The organism is Microbacterium sp. SS28, from assembly GCF_022761035.1.
GTDB lineage: Bacteria > Actinomycetota > Actinomycetes > Actinomycetales > Microbacteriaceae > Microbacterium.
The window spans coordinates 31,759-49,491 of sequence record NZ_JAKWJP010000008.1 but is presented as its reverse complement, the minus strand read 5'-3'; the positions used below and the strand labels follow the sequence as shown (position 1 = coordinate 49,491).

Annotated in this window: 11 protein-coding genes and 2 pseudogenes; 5 read left to right on the top strand and 8 right to left on the bottom strand. The window is 69.3% G+C overall.

Translation table 11 applies throughout. The annotated features are described in order from the left end of the window. Positions 1-264: 264 nt before the first annotated feature. The 4 genes and pseudogenes from MJ607_RS18870 to MJ607_RS18855 all read right to left on the bottom strand — a co-directional run bounded on the left by MJ607_RS18870 (position 265) and on the right by MJ607_RS18855 (position 3,567). The gene (locus MJ607_RS18870; protein ID WP_243077179.1) at positions 265-792 is read right to left on the bottom strand and encodes a flavodoxin domain-containing protein; all 528 of its coding nucleotides are present in this window, start codon (positions 790-792) and stop codon (positions 265-267) included. A gap of 67 nt (positions 793-859) precedes the next feature. Beyond that, positions 860-1,255, bottom strand: a pseudogene (locus MJ607_RS20345) (pyridoxamine 5'-phosphate oxidase family protein); the annotation flags it as partial. Between the two features lie 198 nt (positions 1,256-1,453). Further along, positions 1,454-2,815, bottom strand: a pseudogene (locus MJ607_RS18860) (MBL fold metallo-hydrolase RNA specificity domain-containing protein); the annotation flags it as partial. After that, positions 2,815-3,567 carry an SDR family NAD(P)-dependent oxidoreductase gene (locus MJ607_RS18855; protein WP_243077178.1) on the bottom strand — a complete coding sequence of 251 codons (753 nt, stop codon included), beginning with the start codon at positions 3,565-3,567 and terminating at the stop codon, positions 2,815-2,817. The pseudogene MJ607_RS18860 and the gene MJ607_RS18855, both read right to left, overlap by 1 nt. A 282-nt stretch (positions 3,568-3,849) precedes the next feature. Between MJ607_RS18855 and MJ607_RS18850 the strand changes: the two genes are divergently transcribed. The 4 genes from MJ607_RS18850 to MJ607_RS18835 all read left to right on the top strand — a co-directional run bounded on the left by MJ607_RS18850 (position 3,850) and on the right by MJ607_RS18835 (position 10,219). Continuing rightward, complete coding sequence (locus MJ607_RS18850; RefSeq protein ID WP_243077177.1) at positions 3,850-5,718, top strand: heavy metal translocating P-type ATPase; 1,869 nt, start codon at positions 3,850-3,852, stop codon at positions 5,716-5,718. Between the two features lie 73 nt (positions 5,719-5,791). Next, a complete protein-coding gene (ppsA, locus tag MJ607_RS18845; protein WP_243077176.1) occupies positions 5,792-8,197 on the top strand; it encodes a phosphoenolpyruvate synthase in 2,406 nt (801 codons plus the stop codon). A 135-nt stretch (positions 8,198-8,332) separates the two neighbouring features. Then, positions 8,333-9,193 carry an LLM class F420-dependent oxidoreductase gene (locus MJ607_RS18840; RefSeq protein ID WP_243077175.1) on the top strand — a complete coding sequence of 287 codons (861 nt, stop codon included), beginning with the start codon at positions 8,333-8,335 and terminating at the stop codon, positions 9,191-9,193. 111 nt (positions 9,194-9,304) lie between these two features. Continuing rightward, entirely contained in the window at positions 9,305-10,219 is a 915-nt protein-coding gene (locus tag MJ607_RS18835) for an AraC family transcriptional regulator (RefSeq protein WP_243077174.1), read from the top strand. A 62-nt stretch (positions 10,220-10,281) separates the two neighbouring features. Here MJ607_RS18835 and MJ607_RS18830 read toward each other — a convergent pair whose 3' ends face one another. Together MJ607_RS18830 and MJ607_RS18825 are read right to left on the bottom strand one after the other, a co-directional pair. Next, on the bottom strand, positions 10,282-12,291 hold the full coding sequence (locus MJ607_RS18830; protein WP_243077173.1) for a hypothetical protein: 2,010 nt from the start codon (positions 12,289-12,291) through the stop codon (positions 10,282-10,284). 94 nt (positions 12,292-12,385) lie between these two features. Continuing rightward, positions 12,386-13,825, bottom strand: coding sequence for an MFS transporter (locus MJ607_RS18825; RefSeq protein ID WP_243077172.1), 1,440 nt, complete (start codon positions 13,823-13,825; stop codon positions 12,386-12,388). A gap of 130 nt (positions 13,826-13,955) precedes the next feature. Here MJ607_RS18825 and MJ607_RS18820 point away from each other — a divergent pair, with 130 nt between their 5' ends. Beyond that, positions 13,956-14,558, top strand: a complete 603-nt coding sequence (locus tag MJ607_RS18820; RefSeq protein WP_243077171.1) for a TetR/AcrR family transcriptional regulator — start codon at positions 13,956-13,958, stop codon at positions 14,556-14,558. 62 nt (positions 14,559-14,620) lie between these two features. Here the strand turns inward: MJ607_RS18820 and MJ607_RS18815 are convergent, their stop codons facing one another. Both MJ607_RS18815 and MJ607_RS18810 read right to left on the bottom strand, forming a co-directional pair. Next, complete coding sequence (locus tag MJ607_RS18815) at positions 14,621-15,997, bottom strand: glycoside hydrolase family 32 protein (protein WP_243077170.1); 1,377 nt, start codon at positions 15,995-15,997, stop codon at positions 14,621-14,623. Positions 15,998-16,086: 89 nt separating this feature from the next. Then, positions 16,087-17,697 carry an ABC transporter substrate-binding protein gene (locus tag MJ607_RS18810; RefSeq protein ID WP_243077169.1) on the bottom strand — a complete coding sequence of 537 codons (1,611 nt, stop codon included), beginning with the start codon at positions 17,695-17,697 and terminating at the stop codon, positions 16,087-16,089. Positions 17,698-17,733: the final 36 nt, after the last annotated feature.

The window sequence follows — 17,733 nt, the reverse complement described above, 5'->3', positions numbered from 1 at the left end:
GAGACTCGATCATGAATGCACAAGAACTGCTCCCCCGAGAGGGAAGCCCCGTCGAGCCGGTCCCACCGACCACGCCCACGTCAGCAATCACCGCGGAAGACGTGTGGCTCGTCTTCGCGGGACCGACGCCCAACCACTCCAGCCGCGCTGAGCGACCCGATCCCATCCCGCATCTCCGGCCCCTCGCAGGCGGACTGCGCTGAAGAAGCCGGCTCTTCCCCGCGACGCGACCTCGTGCCGCCGCGGGGGTCCGCCGCCCGGGTTTCACCGCGAGGGCACTGCCAGGAGCTGCGTCGCCCAGTCGTGCGCGCGCTCCACCTCCCCCTCCAGCAGGTGACTGTCGCGGTCGACGAGGAAGTCGGCGTGGAGCGTCACGACGATGCCGCGCTTGCGCAGACGCTTCGCGATCGCGAGCGCCGCATCGCCGGAGAAGATACGCGGGATGTCGACGCGCGTCGAGAACGATGCGAAGCGCGCGGCGGTGTCGGGTGTCGCGATGCGCTCGATCCATTCCCGGACGCCCGGTTCGTGGGCGCCCGGCTCGAGCCGCAGATCCTTCTCGGGGTCATCGGCCCATGCGCCGCCCTGGACCCTCGACGTCGGCTGAGGGAGTGTGTGCGCGTGCGTCGGCGCTCCGACGATCACGAGCTCGAACCCGCCGAGATCCGCCGGCGCACCGGCCGCGGTCGTCAGGGTCACCTCGACGTCGGTCGACTCGAGCGCCTCGCGCATGGCGTCCGCGACCTGCCTCGTGTTGCCGAACATCGACTCGTAGACGATCAGTGCATTCATCTTCTTCACCTTTCGGGGTTCGTTCCGGTGGTCGTGGCGGAATCTCCCTCCGCGACCGGACGGCGGATCACGCGTCGGTCGTCGACGCAACGTACCGATCCGGCTCCGGGACGCGTGCGAAGCGGATGCCGGTGACCGCCGTGGGAGCGATCCGCACCCAGCGGTACTTGAGGGTCGGGATCCACGGCATGAGCGGAAGGGCGTCGGCCTCGTCGATCTCGCGCTGCAGTTCGAGGCGGTGGGCGGTCCCCTTCACCACGACGCTCGCCGCGGCATCCTCGTCGTACTCGTCGACCTCGAAGGCCACGTGCGGATTGACGGTCAGCTCCGCGAGCTTCGAGCCGGGCGCCGTTCGAAAGAGGATGCGGGGGCCATCGACCACGTAGTTCACGGGGAAGATCTCCGGCTCGCCCGCAACGGCCAGGGCGAGCCGGCCGAGCTCGTGACGCGCGAGCAGGTCCCAGCACTCGTCCTCGGTCAGCGAGACCACAGTCTCATCGCCTGCTGTCTTCATGGCGTCATCTCCGTCGGTTCGAATCGCCGCATCGCGATCGCTGGTTCCAGCGAACGTCGCTTCTCGCACGAGGGTCGGGCCGAAAGTACCTCGGCGTGGTTCGGCTGCCGGTCCGGGCTCCGGCGAGCGCCGATCCCCCGTCACTCCCAGGTCGACCGTCTCGCCGAACTCGGGCACGTGCGCCGTCCAGCCGAGCGTCTGCCTGATGCGCACGCGCAGCGCATCCGCCGCGGTCGGCTCGCCGTGGGTGAGATACACGGCGTCGGGCGGCCGCTCGGCATGGGCCATCCAGTCCGTCAGCTGAGCGGCGTCCGCGTGCGCCGACAGCATCTCGAGCGAGTGGACTTCTGCACGGATCGGGATGTCGCGGCCGTAGATCCGCAGAGACCTCTCGCCGCGCCGAAGTGCCGCGCCCCTGGTGCCGCCCGCTTGGAACCCGGTCAGGACGATCGCGTTGCGACGGTCCCCGCCATACGCCGCGACGTGGTGCAGCACGCGTCCGCCCTCGAGCATGCCGCTGGCCGAGATGATGACGGCGGGGCCCGCGAGGAGGTTGAGCCGCTTGGACTCCTCCACCGAGCGCACGAGCGTCGCCACCCGGTACACGGCGTCGAACTCGCCCGGTGAGAGGCGATGCTCCTCGGGGTAGCGCGCGTAGATCTCGGAGGCATCGACCGCCATAGGGCTGTTGAGGAAGATCGGGACCTCCGGAATCGCGTCGGCGGCACGCAGCCTGCTGAGTTGGAGCAGCAGGCTCTCGGCCCGGCCGATCGCGAAGGACGGGATGATCACGACACCGCCGCGCCGGCATACTCGCGTGATGATGTCGCCCAGCGCGGTCGCTGCCTCGACCGCGGGATGCGCCCGGTCGCCGTACGTCGACTCGGACACGAGCACGTCCGAGCCGCCGAACGGGCGCGGCGGCCGCATGAGGGGATCGTCGACGCGACCGAGATCGCCCGTGAAGTGGACGGACCTGCCGTCCGCCTCGATCCGCACCTGGGCAGCGCCCAGGATGTGTCCCGCCGGAAGGAACCGCGCACGCATTCCTTCGACGTCGATGTCCTCGTCGAAGGGGTGGGCGACGAAGCGCTCGAGCGCGTCCTCCGCGTCGTCCTCCGTGTAGAGGGCCCGCGGCGGAGAGTGCCGAGACGTGCGGTGTCGCTCGGCGTACGCGGCCTGCTCCTCCTGAAGGCGGCCGCTGTCGGTCAGGATGAGGCGGCTCAGCTCGGTCGTGCCGTGCGTCGCGTGCACGCGCCCGCGGAATCCGTCGCGCACCAGGGCGGGCAGGTAGCCGGTGTGGTCGAGATGGGCGTGTGAGATGACGACCGCGTCGATGCTCGCGGGGTCGACGCCGAAGGACCCCCAGTTGCGCTCGCGCAGCTTCTTGTAGCCCTGGAACAGGCCGCAGTCGATGAGGATGCGGCGTCCGCCGCTTTCGACCAGATATCGGGATCCCGTGACCGTGTCGGTGGCACCGAGGAATCGGAGGGTCGATCCGCGGGCCATCAGATGGCCGCCCATCCGCCGTCGACGGACAGCACCGACCCCGAGACGTTGGAGGCGTCATCGCTCAGCAGCCAGGCGATCGCCGACGCGAGCTCTTCGGGACGCGCGACCGCCGGGATGTTCGTCTGGAAGAGCGGGCCGAGGCGCTGCTGCGCCCATTCGGAGCGGAACGGGGCCTCGATGTTCGTCGCGACCGGGCCGGGCGCGACAGCGTTGCACCGGACGCCTTTCGGCGTGTAGAAGAACGCCGTGCTCCTGGTGAACCCGTTCACCGCATGCTTCGAGGTCGTGTACGGCGTGCCGGCGGCCGAACCCCGCTGTCCTGCTTCCGACCCGACGTTCACGATGCTGCCGCGCCCGCGCTCGACCATCCCCGGCAGCACCGCCCGCGTAAGGCGCATCATCGCGGTCAGGTTGACGGCGAGGACCCGGTCCCACGTCGCATCGTCGATCTCGGCCGTCGGCTCGAATCCGTCCATGATCCCGGCGACGTTGGCGAGGCCGTCGACCTGAGGTCCCGCGGCCTCGAGGATGGCGGAGGCTGCGGCGGGCTCGGTGATGTCCACGGCCAGGGGAACGATCTCGCCCGCCACCTCGTCGGTCAGGGTCGAGAGACGGTCGGGCAGAAGATCGACCGCGACCACGCGGGCACCCTCGGCGACGAGCCGCTCGACGGTCGCGCGGCCGATCCCGGAGCCGGCCCCCGTGACGATGATCGCGCAGTCGGTGAAGCGATGGCCGAGGTCCGACATCAGAGTTCCCTTCTCTTCCCCTCAGTCGAGTCCTCTCCGAGGCGGCGGATCGGGTCCAAGGTCCCGTGGTGTCGCGTCGACAGGACCTTCGGCCCATCGGCGTGACCACACGCGGCCTAGCGTCGGCACAGGGCGTCGGGCGGCGCCGCACTCGGAGGTCATCATGGAACGGGTGGTTCTCGGCCACGACGGCCGCGCTGCCGCCCGCGGCCGGACCGCGGAGTGGTGCGCGCTGGCGCCGGTGCCGCGGTGAAGGGCCCGGGGCGTCGAAACGCCGTCATCGTGGCAGCTCTCGCGGCGCTCGGGATCGTCGTGGGCCTGTCCGCCGTCGGCGCGAACAGGTCGGCTCGGTGGGTGGCCGTCGCCGCGGTGATCACGTTCGTCGGCTGGACCATCGCACGCATGGTGCGCGATGTGATGCGCGGGCATGTCGGCCTGGACGTGCTCGCGGTCGTGGCCATGGTCGCGACGCTCGCGGTCGGCGAGTACGTCGCGGCGCTCATCATCGTCCTCATGCTCGCCGGGGGCGAAGCGCTCGAGGAATTCGCGTCGCGTCGCGCTCGGCGCGATCTCACTGCGCTCCTGGACCGGTCGCCCCGCATCGCCCACGTGCTCACGCGATCCAGGGACTCGGGACGCGACGCCATCGCAGACGTTCCCGTCGACGATGTCGCGATCGGCGACGTGCTGCTGGTGCGGCCGTCGGAGATCGTCCCCGTCGACGGGATGCTGCTCGGCGCAGAGGCGAGCTTCGACGAGTCCTCGCTCACGGGCGAGAGCATGCCCGTCCTTCGATCGCCCGGCGAGGAGGTGATGTCGGGAGCGATCAACGGGGGGCAGGTGGTGCGCGTGCAGGCGCTGCGGCTCAGCGCAGACAGCCAGTATCAGCAGATCGTCGCACTGGTGCGCGACGCTGAGTCGTCGCGTGCGCCCGTCGTTCGACTCGCCGACCGGTTCGCGATCCCCTTCACGGCGGTCTCGCTCGCGATCGCGGGGCTCGCGTGGCTCTTCTCGGGCGACCCGACGCGCTTCGCCGAGGTGCTGGTGCTCGCGACGCCCTGCCCGCTGCTCATCGCGGCACCTGTCGCCTTCGTGAGCGGCATGTCCCGCGCCGCGCGGAACGGCGTCGTCGTCAAGGACGGATCCGCCATCGAGCGTCTCGCGCAGGCGAAGACGGCGGCGTTCGACAAGACCGGGACCCTCACCCGCGGCAAGGCGGCCCTCATCGCCGTCCGCCCCGCACCGGGATTCGAGGCTCGCGAACTGCTGCGGCTCGCAGCGTCCGCGGAGCAGTACTCGACGCATGTCCTCGCGGAGGGGATCAGACACGCGGCCGTCGAGCGGGGAATGACGCTGGCGGATGCCGAGAAGGCGAGCGAAGCGGCCACCGACGGGGTCATGGCGGACATCGAAGGCCACTCCGTCACCGTGGGCAAGCGGCGGTTCATCCAGGATCTGGTGCGAGGCGTCCCGACCGCCGAGATCGATCCGGGACAGGCCGCGGCGTACGTCGCCGTCGACGGATGCTTCGCGGGCACCCTGATCCTGGCCGACGATCCCCGCCCCGAGTCGCGCGCGGTCGTCGACTGGCTGCTCTCGCACGGCGTCGAGCGGGTCGCGATGCTCACGGGGGACGCGCGGACGACCGCCGAGGAGATCGGGCGCGCCGTCGGGATCGACGAGGTCCACGCCGAGCTGCTCCCTGCCGAGAAGATCGATCTGGCCGCGGGACTGCAGCCACGGCCCGTCGTCATGGTGGGCGATGGGATCAACGATGCCCCGGTGCTCGCGGCATCGGACGTCGGCGTGGCCATGGGCGCGAAGGGCGCGACGGCGGCCGGCGCGGCGGCCGACATCGTCGTGCTCGTCGACTCGCTCGCGAAGGTCGTCGAGGCGGTCTCGATCGCACGCCGGACGCTCACGGTCGCCCTCACCGCGATCTGGATCGGCATGGGCGTGAGCCTGGGGCTGATGCTCGTCGCCACGACCGGCGCCATTCCCGCGGTGGCGGGCGCGCTCACCCAGGAGCTCGTGGATCTCGCGACGATCCTCTTCGCGCTGCGCGCCCTGAGCGGTCGGCCGATCGACCTCGCGCCTTCCGCCGCGCCGATCGCGGTGGGGCTGAGCGCACGCCCGCAGCTCGAGGCCTGAAGCGATCCTGCCCGCTCCGCTCGCAGGACCTTCGACCCTTCGGCGGCCAGGGGATGCCGGGAATCCTGGTCTCATGCAGGACAGCAGCATTCTCTGGTTCCGTGAGATCACGATGGCGGATCTCCCCGTGGTCGGCGGCAAGAACGCCTCGCTCGGCGAGATGATCGGCACCCTCGCCCGTGCGGGGGTGCGAGTCCCGGAGGGATTCGCGACGACCGCCGGCGCGTTCCGCTCGTTCCTCGAGCACGAGGACCTCGACCATAGGATCGAGGCCGCGCTCGCATCGTTGGACGTCGAGGACGTCGCGATGCTCGCCCTGACCGCCGCTGAGATCCGCCGGTGGATCCTCGCGCAGCCGTTCCCCGCGACGCTCGAACGCGAGATCCGCGCCGCGCACGCGACGCTCGTCGCCGCACAGGCGCACCCGGACGGCGTGACGTGGGCTGTGCGGTCCTCCGCGACGGCGGAGGATCTGCCGGATGCCTCGTTCGCCGGCCAGCAGGAGACCTTCCTCCACATCGCAGGCGTCGAGAACGTGCTGGATGCCGTGCGCGGCGTGTTCGCGTCGCTCTACACCGACCGGGCCATCGTCTACCGTGCGCAGCACGGGTTCGCGGCGGAGTCCGTCGCGATCTCGGCGGGGATACAGCGGATGGTGCGATCCGATGTCGGGGCGTCCGGCGTCATGTTCACGGTCGACACCGAGTCCGGCTTCGACGAGGCTGTCGTGATCACGAGCGCCTACGGCCTCGGCGAGACGATCGTCCAGGGCGCCGTGAACCCGGACGAGTTCTCGGTGTACAAGCCGGCTCTGCGCGTCGGGCGGCCCGCGATCATCAAACGCGAGCTGGGTACGAAGGCGATCGCCATGCGGTTCGCCGAGGGCACCCGCGTCGGGGCGAGCACGGTCACGGTGGAGGTGCCCGCCGACGATCGCGCGCGGTTCAGCATCTCGGACGAAGACGTCGAGGAATTGGCGGGCAGTGCCCTCGTCATCGAGGGCCACTACGGCCGCGCGATGGACATCGAGTGGGCCCGCGACGGAATCGACGGGCGGCTGTACATCGTGCAGGCCCGTCCCGAGACGACCGTGGCCCATCTCGACAGGGGCGTCCTGCAGAGGTACGCGCTGCGCGAGCGCAGCGACGTCCTCGTGCGGGGCAGGGCCGTCGGCTCGAAGATCGGCGCCGGCCCGGCGCGCGTCATGCACGACCTCGCCGAGATGCACCTCTTCCACGAGGGAGACGTCCTCGTCGCCGACCGGACCGACCCGGACTGGGAGCCCATCATGCGGAGGGCCTCCGCGATCGTCACGGACCGCGGCGGGCGCACGTGTCACGCGGCGATCGTCGCGCGAGAACTCGGCATCCCCGCCGTCGTCGGCACGGCGGACGCCACGCGCCTCCTCGACGACGGCGTCGGCATCACCGTCTCGTGCGCCGAGGGCGAGGACGGGCTCGTCTATCGCGGAGCGCTCGAGTACGACGTGCAGCAGACGGTGGTGGACGACCTGCCTGACCTCCCCATCGAAGTGATGCTCAATGTCGCGGTGCCTGACCAGGCGTTCTCGCTCGCGCAGCTCCCCAATGACGGCGTGGGACTGGCCCGGCTCGAGTTCATCGTCAGCACGATGGTCGGCATCCATCCGCGCGCGCTCGCCGAGGCGGACGAGCTCGCCGAGCCGCTGCGCACGGAGGTCGCCTCACGGACAGCCGCCTACGCATCGCCGCGGGACTACTTCGTGCGACGGGTCGCCGAGGGCGTGTCGACCATCGCGGCGGCATTCGCTCCGAAGCCGGTGATCGTGCGACTGAGCGACTTCAAGAGCAACGAGTATGCGCGTCTTCTGGGCGGTGATCTCTTCGAGCCGAAGGAGGAGAACCCCATGCTCGGGTGGCGCGGCGCATCCCGCTACGCCACGAAGAGCTTCGAGCAGTGCTTCGCGATGGAATGCGAGGCGATCAGGTTCGTGCGGGACGACATGGGGCTGACGAACCTCCAGGTCATGATCCCCTTCGTCCGCACGCGGAGCGAAGGCGAACGGACCCTCGCGGCGATGGCGCACAACGGCCTGCGCCGCGGCCGGAACGGCCTCGAGGTCCTGATGATGTGCGAGATCCCGGCCAACGCGCTCCTCGCGGACGACTTCCTCGATCTGTTCGACGGCTTCTCCATCGGCTCGAACGACCTGACGCAGCTGACGCTCGGCGTCGACCGCGACTCCGAGCTCGTCGCGGACGCCTTCGACGAGCGCAATGCGGCAGTCCTGGTGCTCCTCGAGCGCGCGATCACGGCGTGCAACAGGCGTGGCAAGTACGTCGGCATCTGCGGACAGGGGCCGTCGGATCATCCCGACTTCGCGGCATGGCTCATGGAGAGGGGCATCCGCTCGATGTCCTTGAATCCGGATGCCGTCATCGCGACCTGGCTGCAGCTCGGCGCGCTCGCGCCTGCGCCGGTCGCTCAGCTCCAGCGCTGATCCGCGGCGAGTCCGCTGACGATCAGCGGAGACGGGTTGCGCGCGAACGAGGACACCCCTCGAGTCGACGCCTAAAGTGACAAGGGCGGGCGGGTGCGGCATCCGGATCCGTGGACGGAACGGAGCCCTCACAGCATGGAATTCGGTCTTCACATCGCAGACTTCACGTGGTCGAGCGGTCAGCGCGACCTCGGGCCGGCGCTCGCGCGGCACGTGCGCAACGCCGAGGCGTCGGGCATCCAGCGGATCACCGTCATGGATCACTTCTGGCAGCTGCCCGGCATCGGTCCGGTCGAGCACGAGATGCTCGAGGCTTACGCGACGCTCGGCTTCATCGCCGCGAACACCGAGAAGGCGCTGCTGCACACGCTCGTCACGGGGGTGATCTACCGTGAGCCTGCGCTGCTCGCGAAGCAGGTCACGACGCTGGATGTGCTCTCAGGCGGTCGCGTCGGCCTCGGCATCGGCGCCGCGTGGAACGAGGAGGAATCGAAGGGTCTGGGCTTCGAGTTCCCGCCGCTGGCGGAGCGGTTCGTCAAGCTCGAGGAGACGATCCAGATCTGCCTGCAGATGTGGGCCGAAGAAGACGAGCCGTACGACGGCGCGATCTACCGGCTCGAGCGCGCGCTGAACTCACCGCAGAGCATCACGCGGCCGCATCCATACCTGATGATCGGCGGCGGCGGCGAGAAGAAGACCCTGCGGCTGGTGGCCCAGTACGCGGATGCCTGCAACCTCGGCGTGCGCGACGAGATGCCGACGCACAAGCTCGACGTTCTGCGCGCCCACTGCGACGACGTCGGCCGTGATTACGACGACATCGAGAAGACCGCGATGATCGGCGTGAACCCCGCGTCGACGTCGGACTCGATCGCAGCGGTGGTGTCGTCGCTGGGCGAGCTCGGCTTCGCCGCCACGTATGTGTTCTCAGTGGGCATCGATGAGCCCGCACGCGTGGTCGAACTCATCGCGGGTGCTGCCGAGAAGGTCGGCTGATCTTCGGAGCGCCGATGCCCGCAGTGCACGGCGGACTCGTGCACCCGATGCCTGTCGGGACGGCGGTGCGGCGACGTACCCTGGGCGTGACACGGGTGAACGGGGTGAACGATGATCGTCGACACGTCGGACCGGGATGTCGCGGCCGAGGCGCTCAGCCGGAGTTTCCCCGGACTCGGTCTCTCACCGAGTCCGGATGGACGCCCGTTCCGCTTCTTCCACTCGCGTGAGCAGAGGGGCTTCATCACCTACTCGCGCGTCGACGTGGGAGGTGTCATCCACAGCTCCGGGTACTACCCGGACGAGTTCGCCCTGGTTCGCCGACTCGGCGGGAAGATCGCGTTGGAATACGGTCCGGAGAGGATCGACACGACTCGGCCCTACCTGCGCCCGCAGGGCCAGTCCGTCGTCCGCTTCGAAGACTCGCGCGCCGAGCTCATCAGCCTTCAGCCCGCGGTCGTTCGCCGCCTCGCCGATCGCCACCTGGAGGGCTCCGGACGGAAGCTGCTCTCCCCCACAGCCGGCCTGAGCAAGCCCTCCCCGCACGGGGCGCGGCTGTGGAATGCGACAGCGGACATGGTCGCCGACGACGACGGCGCTTCCCCCATCCGCGCCAGCGTGCTCCAGGACCTGGTGATCACGACGCTGCTCGTCGCGTTCCCTGTCCTGGGAGACGTGTCGCCGCCGGTGGGCGCGAACGTTCTGCCCCGCGCGCTTCGCCGTGCCGTCGACTACATCGACGAGCACCTCGCTGAGCCGATCTCGATCACCCAGATCGCCGAGGCCGCGCGCGTTTCGGTGCGATCGCTGGAGTACGGCTTCATCCGTCAGTTCGGGGTCACCCCCAGCAGGCACCTTCGCGAAGCCCGGATGCGGCAGGTTCACGCCGAGCTGCGCGATTCGGATCCGACGCAGACCACGGTCGCCGCGGTCGTGCATCGCTGGGGCATCGGCCACCTCGGGCGCTTCGCCGCGGAATATCGCGCCCAGTTCGGGGAGAATCCGTCCGCCACTCTCGGCCGCTGAGCCGCCCCAAGGCGGTGCGGGCCCTCGGCGGGCGCCGAACGGCACCCGCCGAGGCATAGGTGTCAGTCGGTCACGACGACGCGCGCCCGCGCGATGTTGTGCACGCGACCCGCAGCGGTGCCGGCATCTCGAATCGCCTGCGTCGTCGCCCGCGCGGCGAGGAAGTACGTGCCGGCTCGGTCGAACGACGTGCGCTCGGTCAGGACGAGATCGCTCGCGGGCGCGACGCTGACGATCTCGCTCAGCAGGCCGCTGCCCTCGAGATCGGTCGCGATCCCGACGACCGGCAGGCCGCGCTCCGGTGCGTCGACGGCGATCTCGACGGCGACCGTCTCGCCGACCCGCACACGGGCCGAGCCTGCCCCGTTCGCCGTGATCCGCACGATCGGCTGCACGCCCGCGCGTTCGGCGACGGACTCCGGGATCGAGACCTGTCCGTCCTCGACGATGTAGGCCGTGGATGCCGCGGGCTCGACGCCGTCCTCGACCCACGCCGCGAGCTGCCGCAGCGCCGTGTGCAGCGCGCCCACGTAGGGGACGGTGTGCGTCTGGTTCTGCTGCGTCTCGTCGTCGCCGTGCGTCGCATTGTCCATGAACCACAGGCGCAGACGGTCGGAGGCGTCGCCGCCGGCGTGCTCGTCGACGCGGCGGCGGTACCAGTCGGCCTGCCACGGGAAGGCCTCCCGGTCGAGGAGCGAGGCGACGATGATCATCTTGTCCTCCACGCCGCCGGTCGGCACGGAACCGGAGGCGTTCGCGGTGAACAGCGGCCCGAGGATCATCGGGCGCTGCGGATGCGTCGGGGCGCCGTCCTCGTCACGGAACTGGTCCCACACGGGGTAGTCCGCTCCCGGCACCTGGTGGCGATGGTAGGTCTGCGCCGCGAGGAAGCTCGAGTTGTCGAGCACGACGGCATCGCCCGCCGCGAGCGCCTCCACGACGTGCGACTGCCCGGGCTCGAGGGTGACGAGGTCGCCGTCGACGGACTCGACGCGGAGGGTCTGACCGGATGCCGCGCCGCTCGTGATGCGCAGCTCGGCGCCCAGCATCCAGCCGGTCGGAGCGAGCGCGAGGCGCAGGCCCGCGGGAGCGGCATCCGTCCCCGCCGCGTGCTGGTAGGACTCGTCCACTCCACCGGTGTTCTCACCCGCGTGCGCATCGCGCGATCCGAGCTCCGCCACCGTCGTGGAGTGCACGACGCGGTCGGCGTGGACCGACGAGGACGGGTCGGCGCCGAGGTAGCCGGGAACCGACCAGAAGTCCTGCGCGAAGGTCGGATCTGCCGCGAGCACCCCGGGGTACAGCGCACTGAACCCGTGCATGCCCATCGTCTGCCAGCCGAACCACGAGCGCGGCGGGAATCCCATGCGGGTGACCTCGTCGAACGCGGCACGCTGCTCGTCGGTCAGCTGCAGCGACGCGGGGTCGCCGCCGACGTCGTACGCGTCGGCGATCGCCGGGAAGACGTCGCGCAGCACGCGCTGGGCGTGCATCCGCACGCTGAACACGTTGGGCATCGCCATGGGACTGCCGATGACGTAGGGCACGTAGCCGTCCCAGGCCCCCGTCGTGTTCTCGGCGGATCCGATCGTGCGGAACCCGCCGCCGCTGCCGCCGTACAGGTAGCCGAAGGGTCGGTGCTCGCCGAAGATCGCCGATGCGACCAGGCGCGAGAACTGCGCGGCGGCGGCATTGGCACGGTAGGCGCCGATCGTCGGGTCGATGCCCGAGAAGGGGTTCGCGGCATCCGGTCCCCCACCGTTCGTCTCGACGAAGTAGGCCCCGCTCGCGAGCGTGAAGGTGATCTTGTCCTCTTCGCCCGTCGCGTGCTGCGCGAGGTGCTCGCTCTGCGGCACGGGCGTCACGTGCTGGAAGAAGCGACCCTCGTAGGCCTCCGGGGCCGGGAAGTAGAACGAGAACCGCGTGTCGGTGCCCGCGAATCCGCCGTGCACGTAGCGGTGCGGGACGGGTGTCCCGCGGGTCTCGTCGATGTCGACGTAGGGGGTGCCGAAGTCCGGGACGTCGAGGATCCAGGCGGTGTCGAGCAGATCGGTCGTGAGCGGGGTGGTCATCGGAGGGCCTCCGTCGTGATGAGTCGCGGCGTGGGCGCCGTGTGCTGGTGGGTGCCGCCGGTGACGGCGATCATCGCCGCGGTCGGCGGGGTGCTCACTTGACGCCCTTCAGCGGGATGACGGCGACGGCCGCGAGCGCGACGAGCACGAAGGCCGCGATCCACACTCCGAGGTAGGCGCCGGTGAGCGCGACGACGGCGCCGGCGAGCGCCGGGCCGAGCGCCTGACCGAGGTTCGAGCCGAGGGCTGCAACGCCGAGGTCGCGGCCGGCGGCCTTCTGGTCGGGGAGCACATCGATGAACAGCGCCTGGTCGACGGGAAGATAGGCGCCGAACGCGATGCCGCCGATGATCGCCTGGAGGAACAGGGCGGGAAGCGTCGGCGAGATGATCGGGATGAGCATCGACAGCGCCATGAGCGCCGACGAGAAGACGACGAACGAGCGACGCTTCTGCAGCTTGTCCGAGAGCCTGCCCGCGACCAGGACCGCGATGATCATGAACGGCACGCCGACGAGCGCCAGCAGCCCCGCCGTCTGCGTCGCCTCGGCAGAGCTCAGCGCCGGCTGGACGTAGCTCTGCATCATGTACAGGCTGAGCGCCGTCGAGACCGCGTAGCCGAAGGTCAGCAGGATGCGTGCGAACCACACGAACCGGAAGTTGCGCGAGCGGAGGGCGACAGTGAAGCCGACGAAGAACTCCTTCCAGTTGAACTCGGGGACTTCGAGGTCTTTCGACGAAGCGTCGCGGGCGAAGATGACGAACAGCACCCCGGCGAGGGCCACGGCGGCGGCGATGAGGAAGTAGAAGTCCAGGCCGACGGCGCCGAACAGGAAGCCTGCCGTCACGCCGCCGAGGACGCCGCCGAAGAAGTTGCCGAAGCCGCCGAGAGCGGAGGCAGTGCCGCGCCGGTTCTCGGGCATGCGGTCCGCGACTGTCGCGACGAGCGGTCCCGACGCGGTGTTGAGGACGGCCTGCGCGAGCATCCAGATGAGGGCGAGCGCGGCGACGGTCGGCGCGAATCGCAGGCCCGCGAGGAGCACGGCGCCGGCGAGCGTCCCGAAGAGGATCCATGGGGCACGACGACCCATCCGGCTGCGGGTGCGGTCGGACGCGAGGCCGACGAGCGGCTGGATGAACATCGTGAGGATCACGCCGATCGACGCGATGATCGACAGCGACTGGGCGCGCGAGGCGTCGAAGCCGGCGAGGATCTCGAGCTGGCGCGCCTGCTCGGGGGTGGCGGTCGCCGCGCCGGCGTCGATCTGCTGCTTGAGGAGCGTCAGGGCCTGCAGGTCGACTCCCGCGTCGTTGCCCGTGAACCACTGCCCGAACTCGAGGATCTGCACGTGGTTGGCGAGCAGGATGCTCGACGCGCCCCACACGGCCGTGATCGCGAGGGTCACCATCGTGTACCAGGTCAGGTAGCGCCGTGAGAGCGGCCCCTTGATCAGGATCGGCGACGTGCCGGGATCGATCGGGTCGAGGAACACGTTCCCCTTCTGCTTCGGCGCGGTGGCCGTGGTCTCCGCCATGGAGGGCTCCCATCTTCGGTGATGACTGGGCAGTTCGACGGTCGGCTTCGGGGTCGCTCACGCTCGAACTGAAAAGAGCATGACATGCGGGATTCGTGCGCGTCAAGCAGAAACCGCATATCATGCGGTTATGGCAGCTCGAGGTCCGTACGCGAAGGGCGTCGCGAAGCGCGCCGAGATCCTGGAGACCGCTCTCGACGTGATCGCGCAGAACGGCTACAGCGGCGCGACGGTGAAGGAGCTGGCGGATGCCGTCGGCCTGAGCCAGAACGGACTGCTGCACTACTTCGGATCGAAGGACGCCCTGTTCCTCGAGATCCTCCGGTTTCACAGCGACATCGTGAACGTCGAAGTGGATCCCGAGCACACGGACTTCACCGCAGGGCTGCTCGCCCGCATCCTCGCAGCGCTCTCGGACAGCCTCGAGGAGACGGGGCGGAGCCGACTCATGCTGAGCGTCACGATGGAGGCGACGAGCGAAGATCACATCGCCCACGACTTCATCCGCTACCGCTACGAGTCGTTCCGCGAGGTCGCGAGCGCTGCCCTGACCGAGATGCAGACGCGGGGCGAGTTCCCCGCTGATGCGGATCCTGTTGCGGCGGCCGCCGTCATCGCGTCCGCCTTCGACGGCTTCGTGATCCAGTGGATGTACGACCGCTCACTCGACGTCGTCGGACAGATGGCCTACATGCTCGATGCGCTCGGGCTGCGCGAGACCGAGACTCCCTGAGCGCACGGAGTGAGCACCGCCCGCTCGGGGTGCTCACTCCGCATCATCCTGGGTGACTCATCTCAAGCGCTGCGGGTCTCGACCTGCAATGTCGTAAGGGGCTCGCTCGGGAAGACCTGCTCGGTCATGGTCACCAGGCCGTCGCCGGCATAGATCTCGACGATCATCGCGTCGACGACGATGAGCAGATCGACGGCGCCGTCGGGCCCGACCGGCAGGGGCGCCCAGTCCACGGAGGGGAAGTCGCCGTGGAACGCGGTGTCGCCGCTCCGAGTCCGGTCGCACGTGATGCTGCGATCCTCACCGTCGACCGTGATCACGAGCCGATCGTCTCCGGCTCCCGTCAGCACGAGTGCGTGATGGTCGTGCGGACCGGCGGGCAGAGAGAGCTCGAAGACGTGCAGGCCGGCTCGATCCTCGGGCAGGACGGGGCGCTGCGCGACGCGCAGCCTTCCGTCGGCGCAGCGGACGAGGCTCACTTCGCGGACGAGCGACATCGCCGAGCGCCACGGATGTGTGGGCGTGTCGTTCGCGTAGTCCCAGTTGCTCGCCCAGCCGATCATGAGCCGGCGATCGTCCGGGACGTTGTTGAAGGAGACGGCGGCGTAGTAGTCCCGGCCGTAGTCGAGCCAGTCGAATTCGACGGGGTCGATCGAGTCGCTGACGTGGTCCGGGACGAAGGATGCTCCGTCGAAGTCGCCGACGAAGTACTGGGTGCCCGAGCCGCCGGCGATTCCTCCCGGGTTCATGCTCACGACGAGCACCCAGCGCGATTCATCCGTGCCGGCGACGGTGAGGGGGAAGAGGTCGGGGCACTCCCACACGCCGTCGGTGGCGTGGGCCGGCCCGAATCCCGACGCGAACGTCCAGGTGATCAGATCCTGGGACTTGTAGACCACGACCCGTCGCGCGACGGCTTCGACGGCGACCATCACCCAGTGGCCGTCGGCGCCGCCGTACCAGAACACCTTCGGGTCGCGGAACTCGTCGGACCCGATGTCCAGGACGGGGTTGCCCGCGTAGCGGCTCCACGTCGCTCCCTCGTCGACGCTGAAGGCGAGCGACTGGGACTGGGATGTCGCCTCCCCCGCCCGACCGGGACGCGCACTCGTGTAGACGGCGACGAGCGCCGTCTCCCCTGGACCGGCGAAGCCTGCGGTGTTGTGCGCGTCCACGACGGCGCTTCCCGAGAAGGCCATCTCCTCCGACGTGTACGGGATGGCGACATCCTGCTCGATCCACGTGACGAGGTCCGTCGAGGTCGCGTGGCCCCACGAGATGTTCCCCCACGTCGTCCCGTGCGGGTTGGTCTGGAAGAAGAGGTGGTAGGTGCCGGCGTGGTAGAGCAGCCCGTTCGGATCGTTCAGCCACGTGTTGCGGGTGGTGAAGTGCGCGGCGGGACGAAGGGCGGACGTCGTTGTGGTCGGGGGCGTGGTCATGAGCGCTCCTGGCTGCTTTGAGTGGCGATGATCGATGGGCGGATGCGGCGAACGGGGGCGGGCGAAGAGGAGCCCGCCCCCGTTCGCGGTTACTCGCCGCCTTGCTGGAACCGGTCGTACGCCTGCTGGTAGGTCGCGATGACGTCCTCGACGCCCAGCGTCTGGAGCTGGGACACATAGGCGTCCCATTCGCCGTCGATCGTGCCGTTGACGACCCACGATGCGAACTTCTCCTTGACGAGCGTGTTGATGTCGGTGTTCGCGAACGACACCTGGTCCAGCTCCTCGTTCGAGAGCATCACCGGCGGGTAGCCGTCATTGGCCTTGTACGGTGCGTAGTACTCGCGAACCAGATCCTGGCGCTCCTTCGCCCGCGGTTCAGGCGCGACCACCGTCTCGAAGTCCTCGGCCGTCACGACCCTCGGCCCACCGGGGGCCACACTCTGTCGACGCTCTCCTTCGGACTCCCCGGGCCCGACGGGGATCTGGACGAGGATCCCGTCGGCGTTCTCTTCGAGCGTGACGCCGATCGGTCCCCAGCTCGACTGGGCCGACATCACCGGGTCGAACAGACGGTCCGCCCACCGCATCGTGGCGGCGGGGTACTCGTTCGCGCGGGTGATCGCCATCGCACCGCGGTTCACGTCCGGGTAGTTCGAGACGCTGGCAAGCTTGTCGCCGTCGACGCCGTCCAGGATGCCGAGCAGCGCGTAGTCGCCCAGTCGGTCGTCGCCGACCATCTCCTTCAGCTCCCACCAGAAGAACGAGCCGAGGATCGGGGTGCCGGCCTTGCCCTTGGCCAGGTACGCGGTGTCGTCCTGCGAGAACGACTCCGGATCGATGAGCCCGTCGGCATACCAGTCTCCGAGGGCGGCGACTCCCGCCTTGTACTCGTCGGTGTTCGCGGTGAACTCGACGGTGTCGTCACGGACGATGCGATGGTCGTTGTTCTCGGGCTGTCCGCCGAGCGCCGCGATCAGGTCGTGCGGGTTGGCGCAGAACGAGTCGGTGCGGAACGAGAGCGGGATCTCGTCGGCGACGCCGTTCCCGTTGGGGTCCTGCGTCTTGAACGCCTCGAGCGCGTCCCGGTACTCGTCGATCGTCGTGGGGACGGGCAGGCCGAGCGCGTCCAGCCATGCCGTGTTGATGAAGAGGAAGTTCGGGTACTGCACGATGCCGAGCTCCTCGACATTGGGCAGCGTGTAGATGTGCCCGTCCGAGGCCGTGATCGCGGCACGGATATCGGGCCGCTCGTCGAGGATCGCCGTGAGAGTGGGCGCGTACTCCTCGATCAGATCCTCGAGCGGCAGCAGGGTGCCGTTGCTCCCGTTCTCGACGATCTCTGCGTCCGACAGCCCCGTGTTGAACAGCACGTCCGGGAGGTCGCCGCTCGCGAGCATGAGGTTCTTCTTCTCGGCGTACACCTGGTCGGGGAGGTTCTCCCACTCGATCGCGATGTTGGTGTCGGCCTGCCATTGCTGGACCAGCTGCATCTCGGAGTAGTCCGGTGCGAGCGGCGCCTTCGTTCCGCCGTACGTGAGGGTGAGGGTCTTGTCGACGATGGGCAGTCCTTCTTCGTTGAACCCGTAGTCGGCGGACTTGTCCTCGGTCTCCGTGCTCCCTCCGGCGGTGCATCCCGCGAGGAGGACCGCGCCGGTCAGGGCGAACGCTGTGGCGGTGAGGAAACGACGATGTCTCATGGTGTTCTTCCTTGTTGGTTGGTCGGTCTTGGTGGG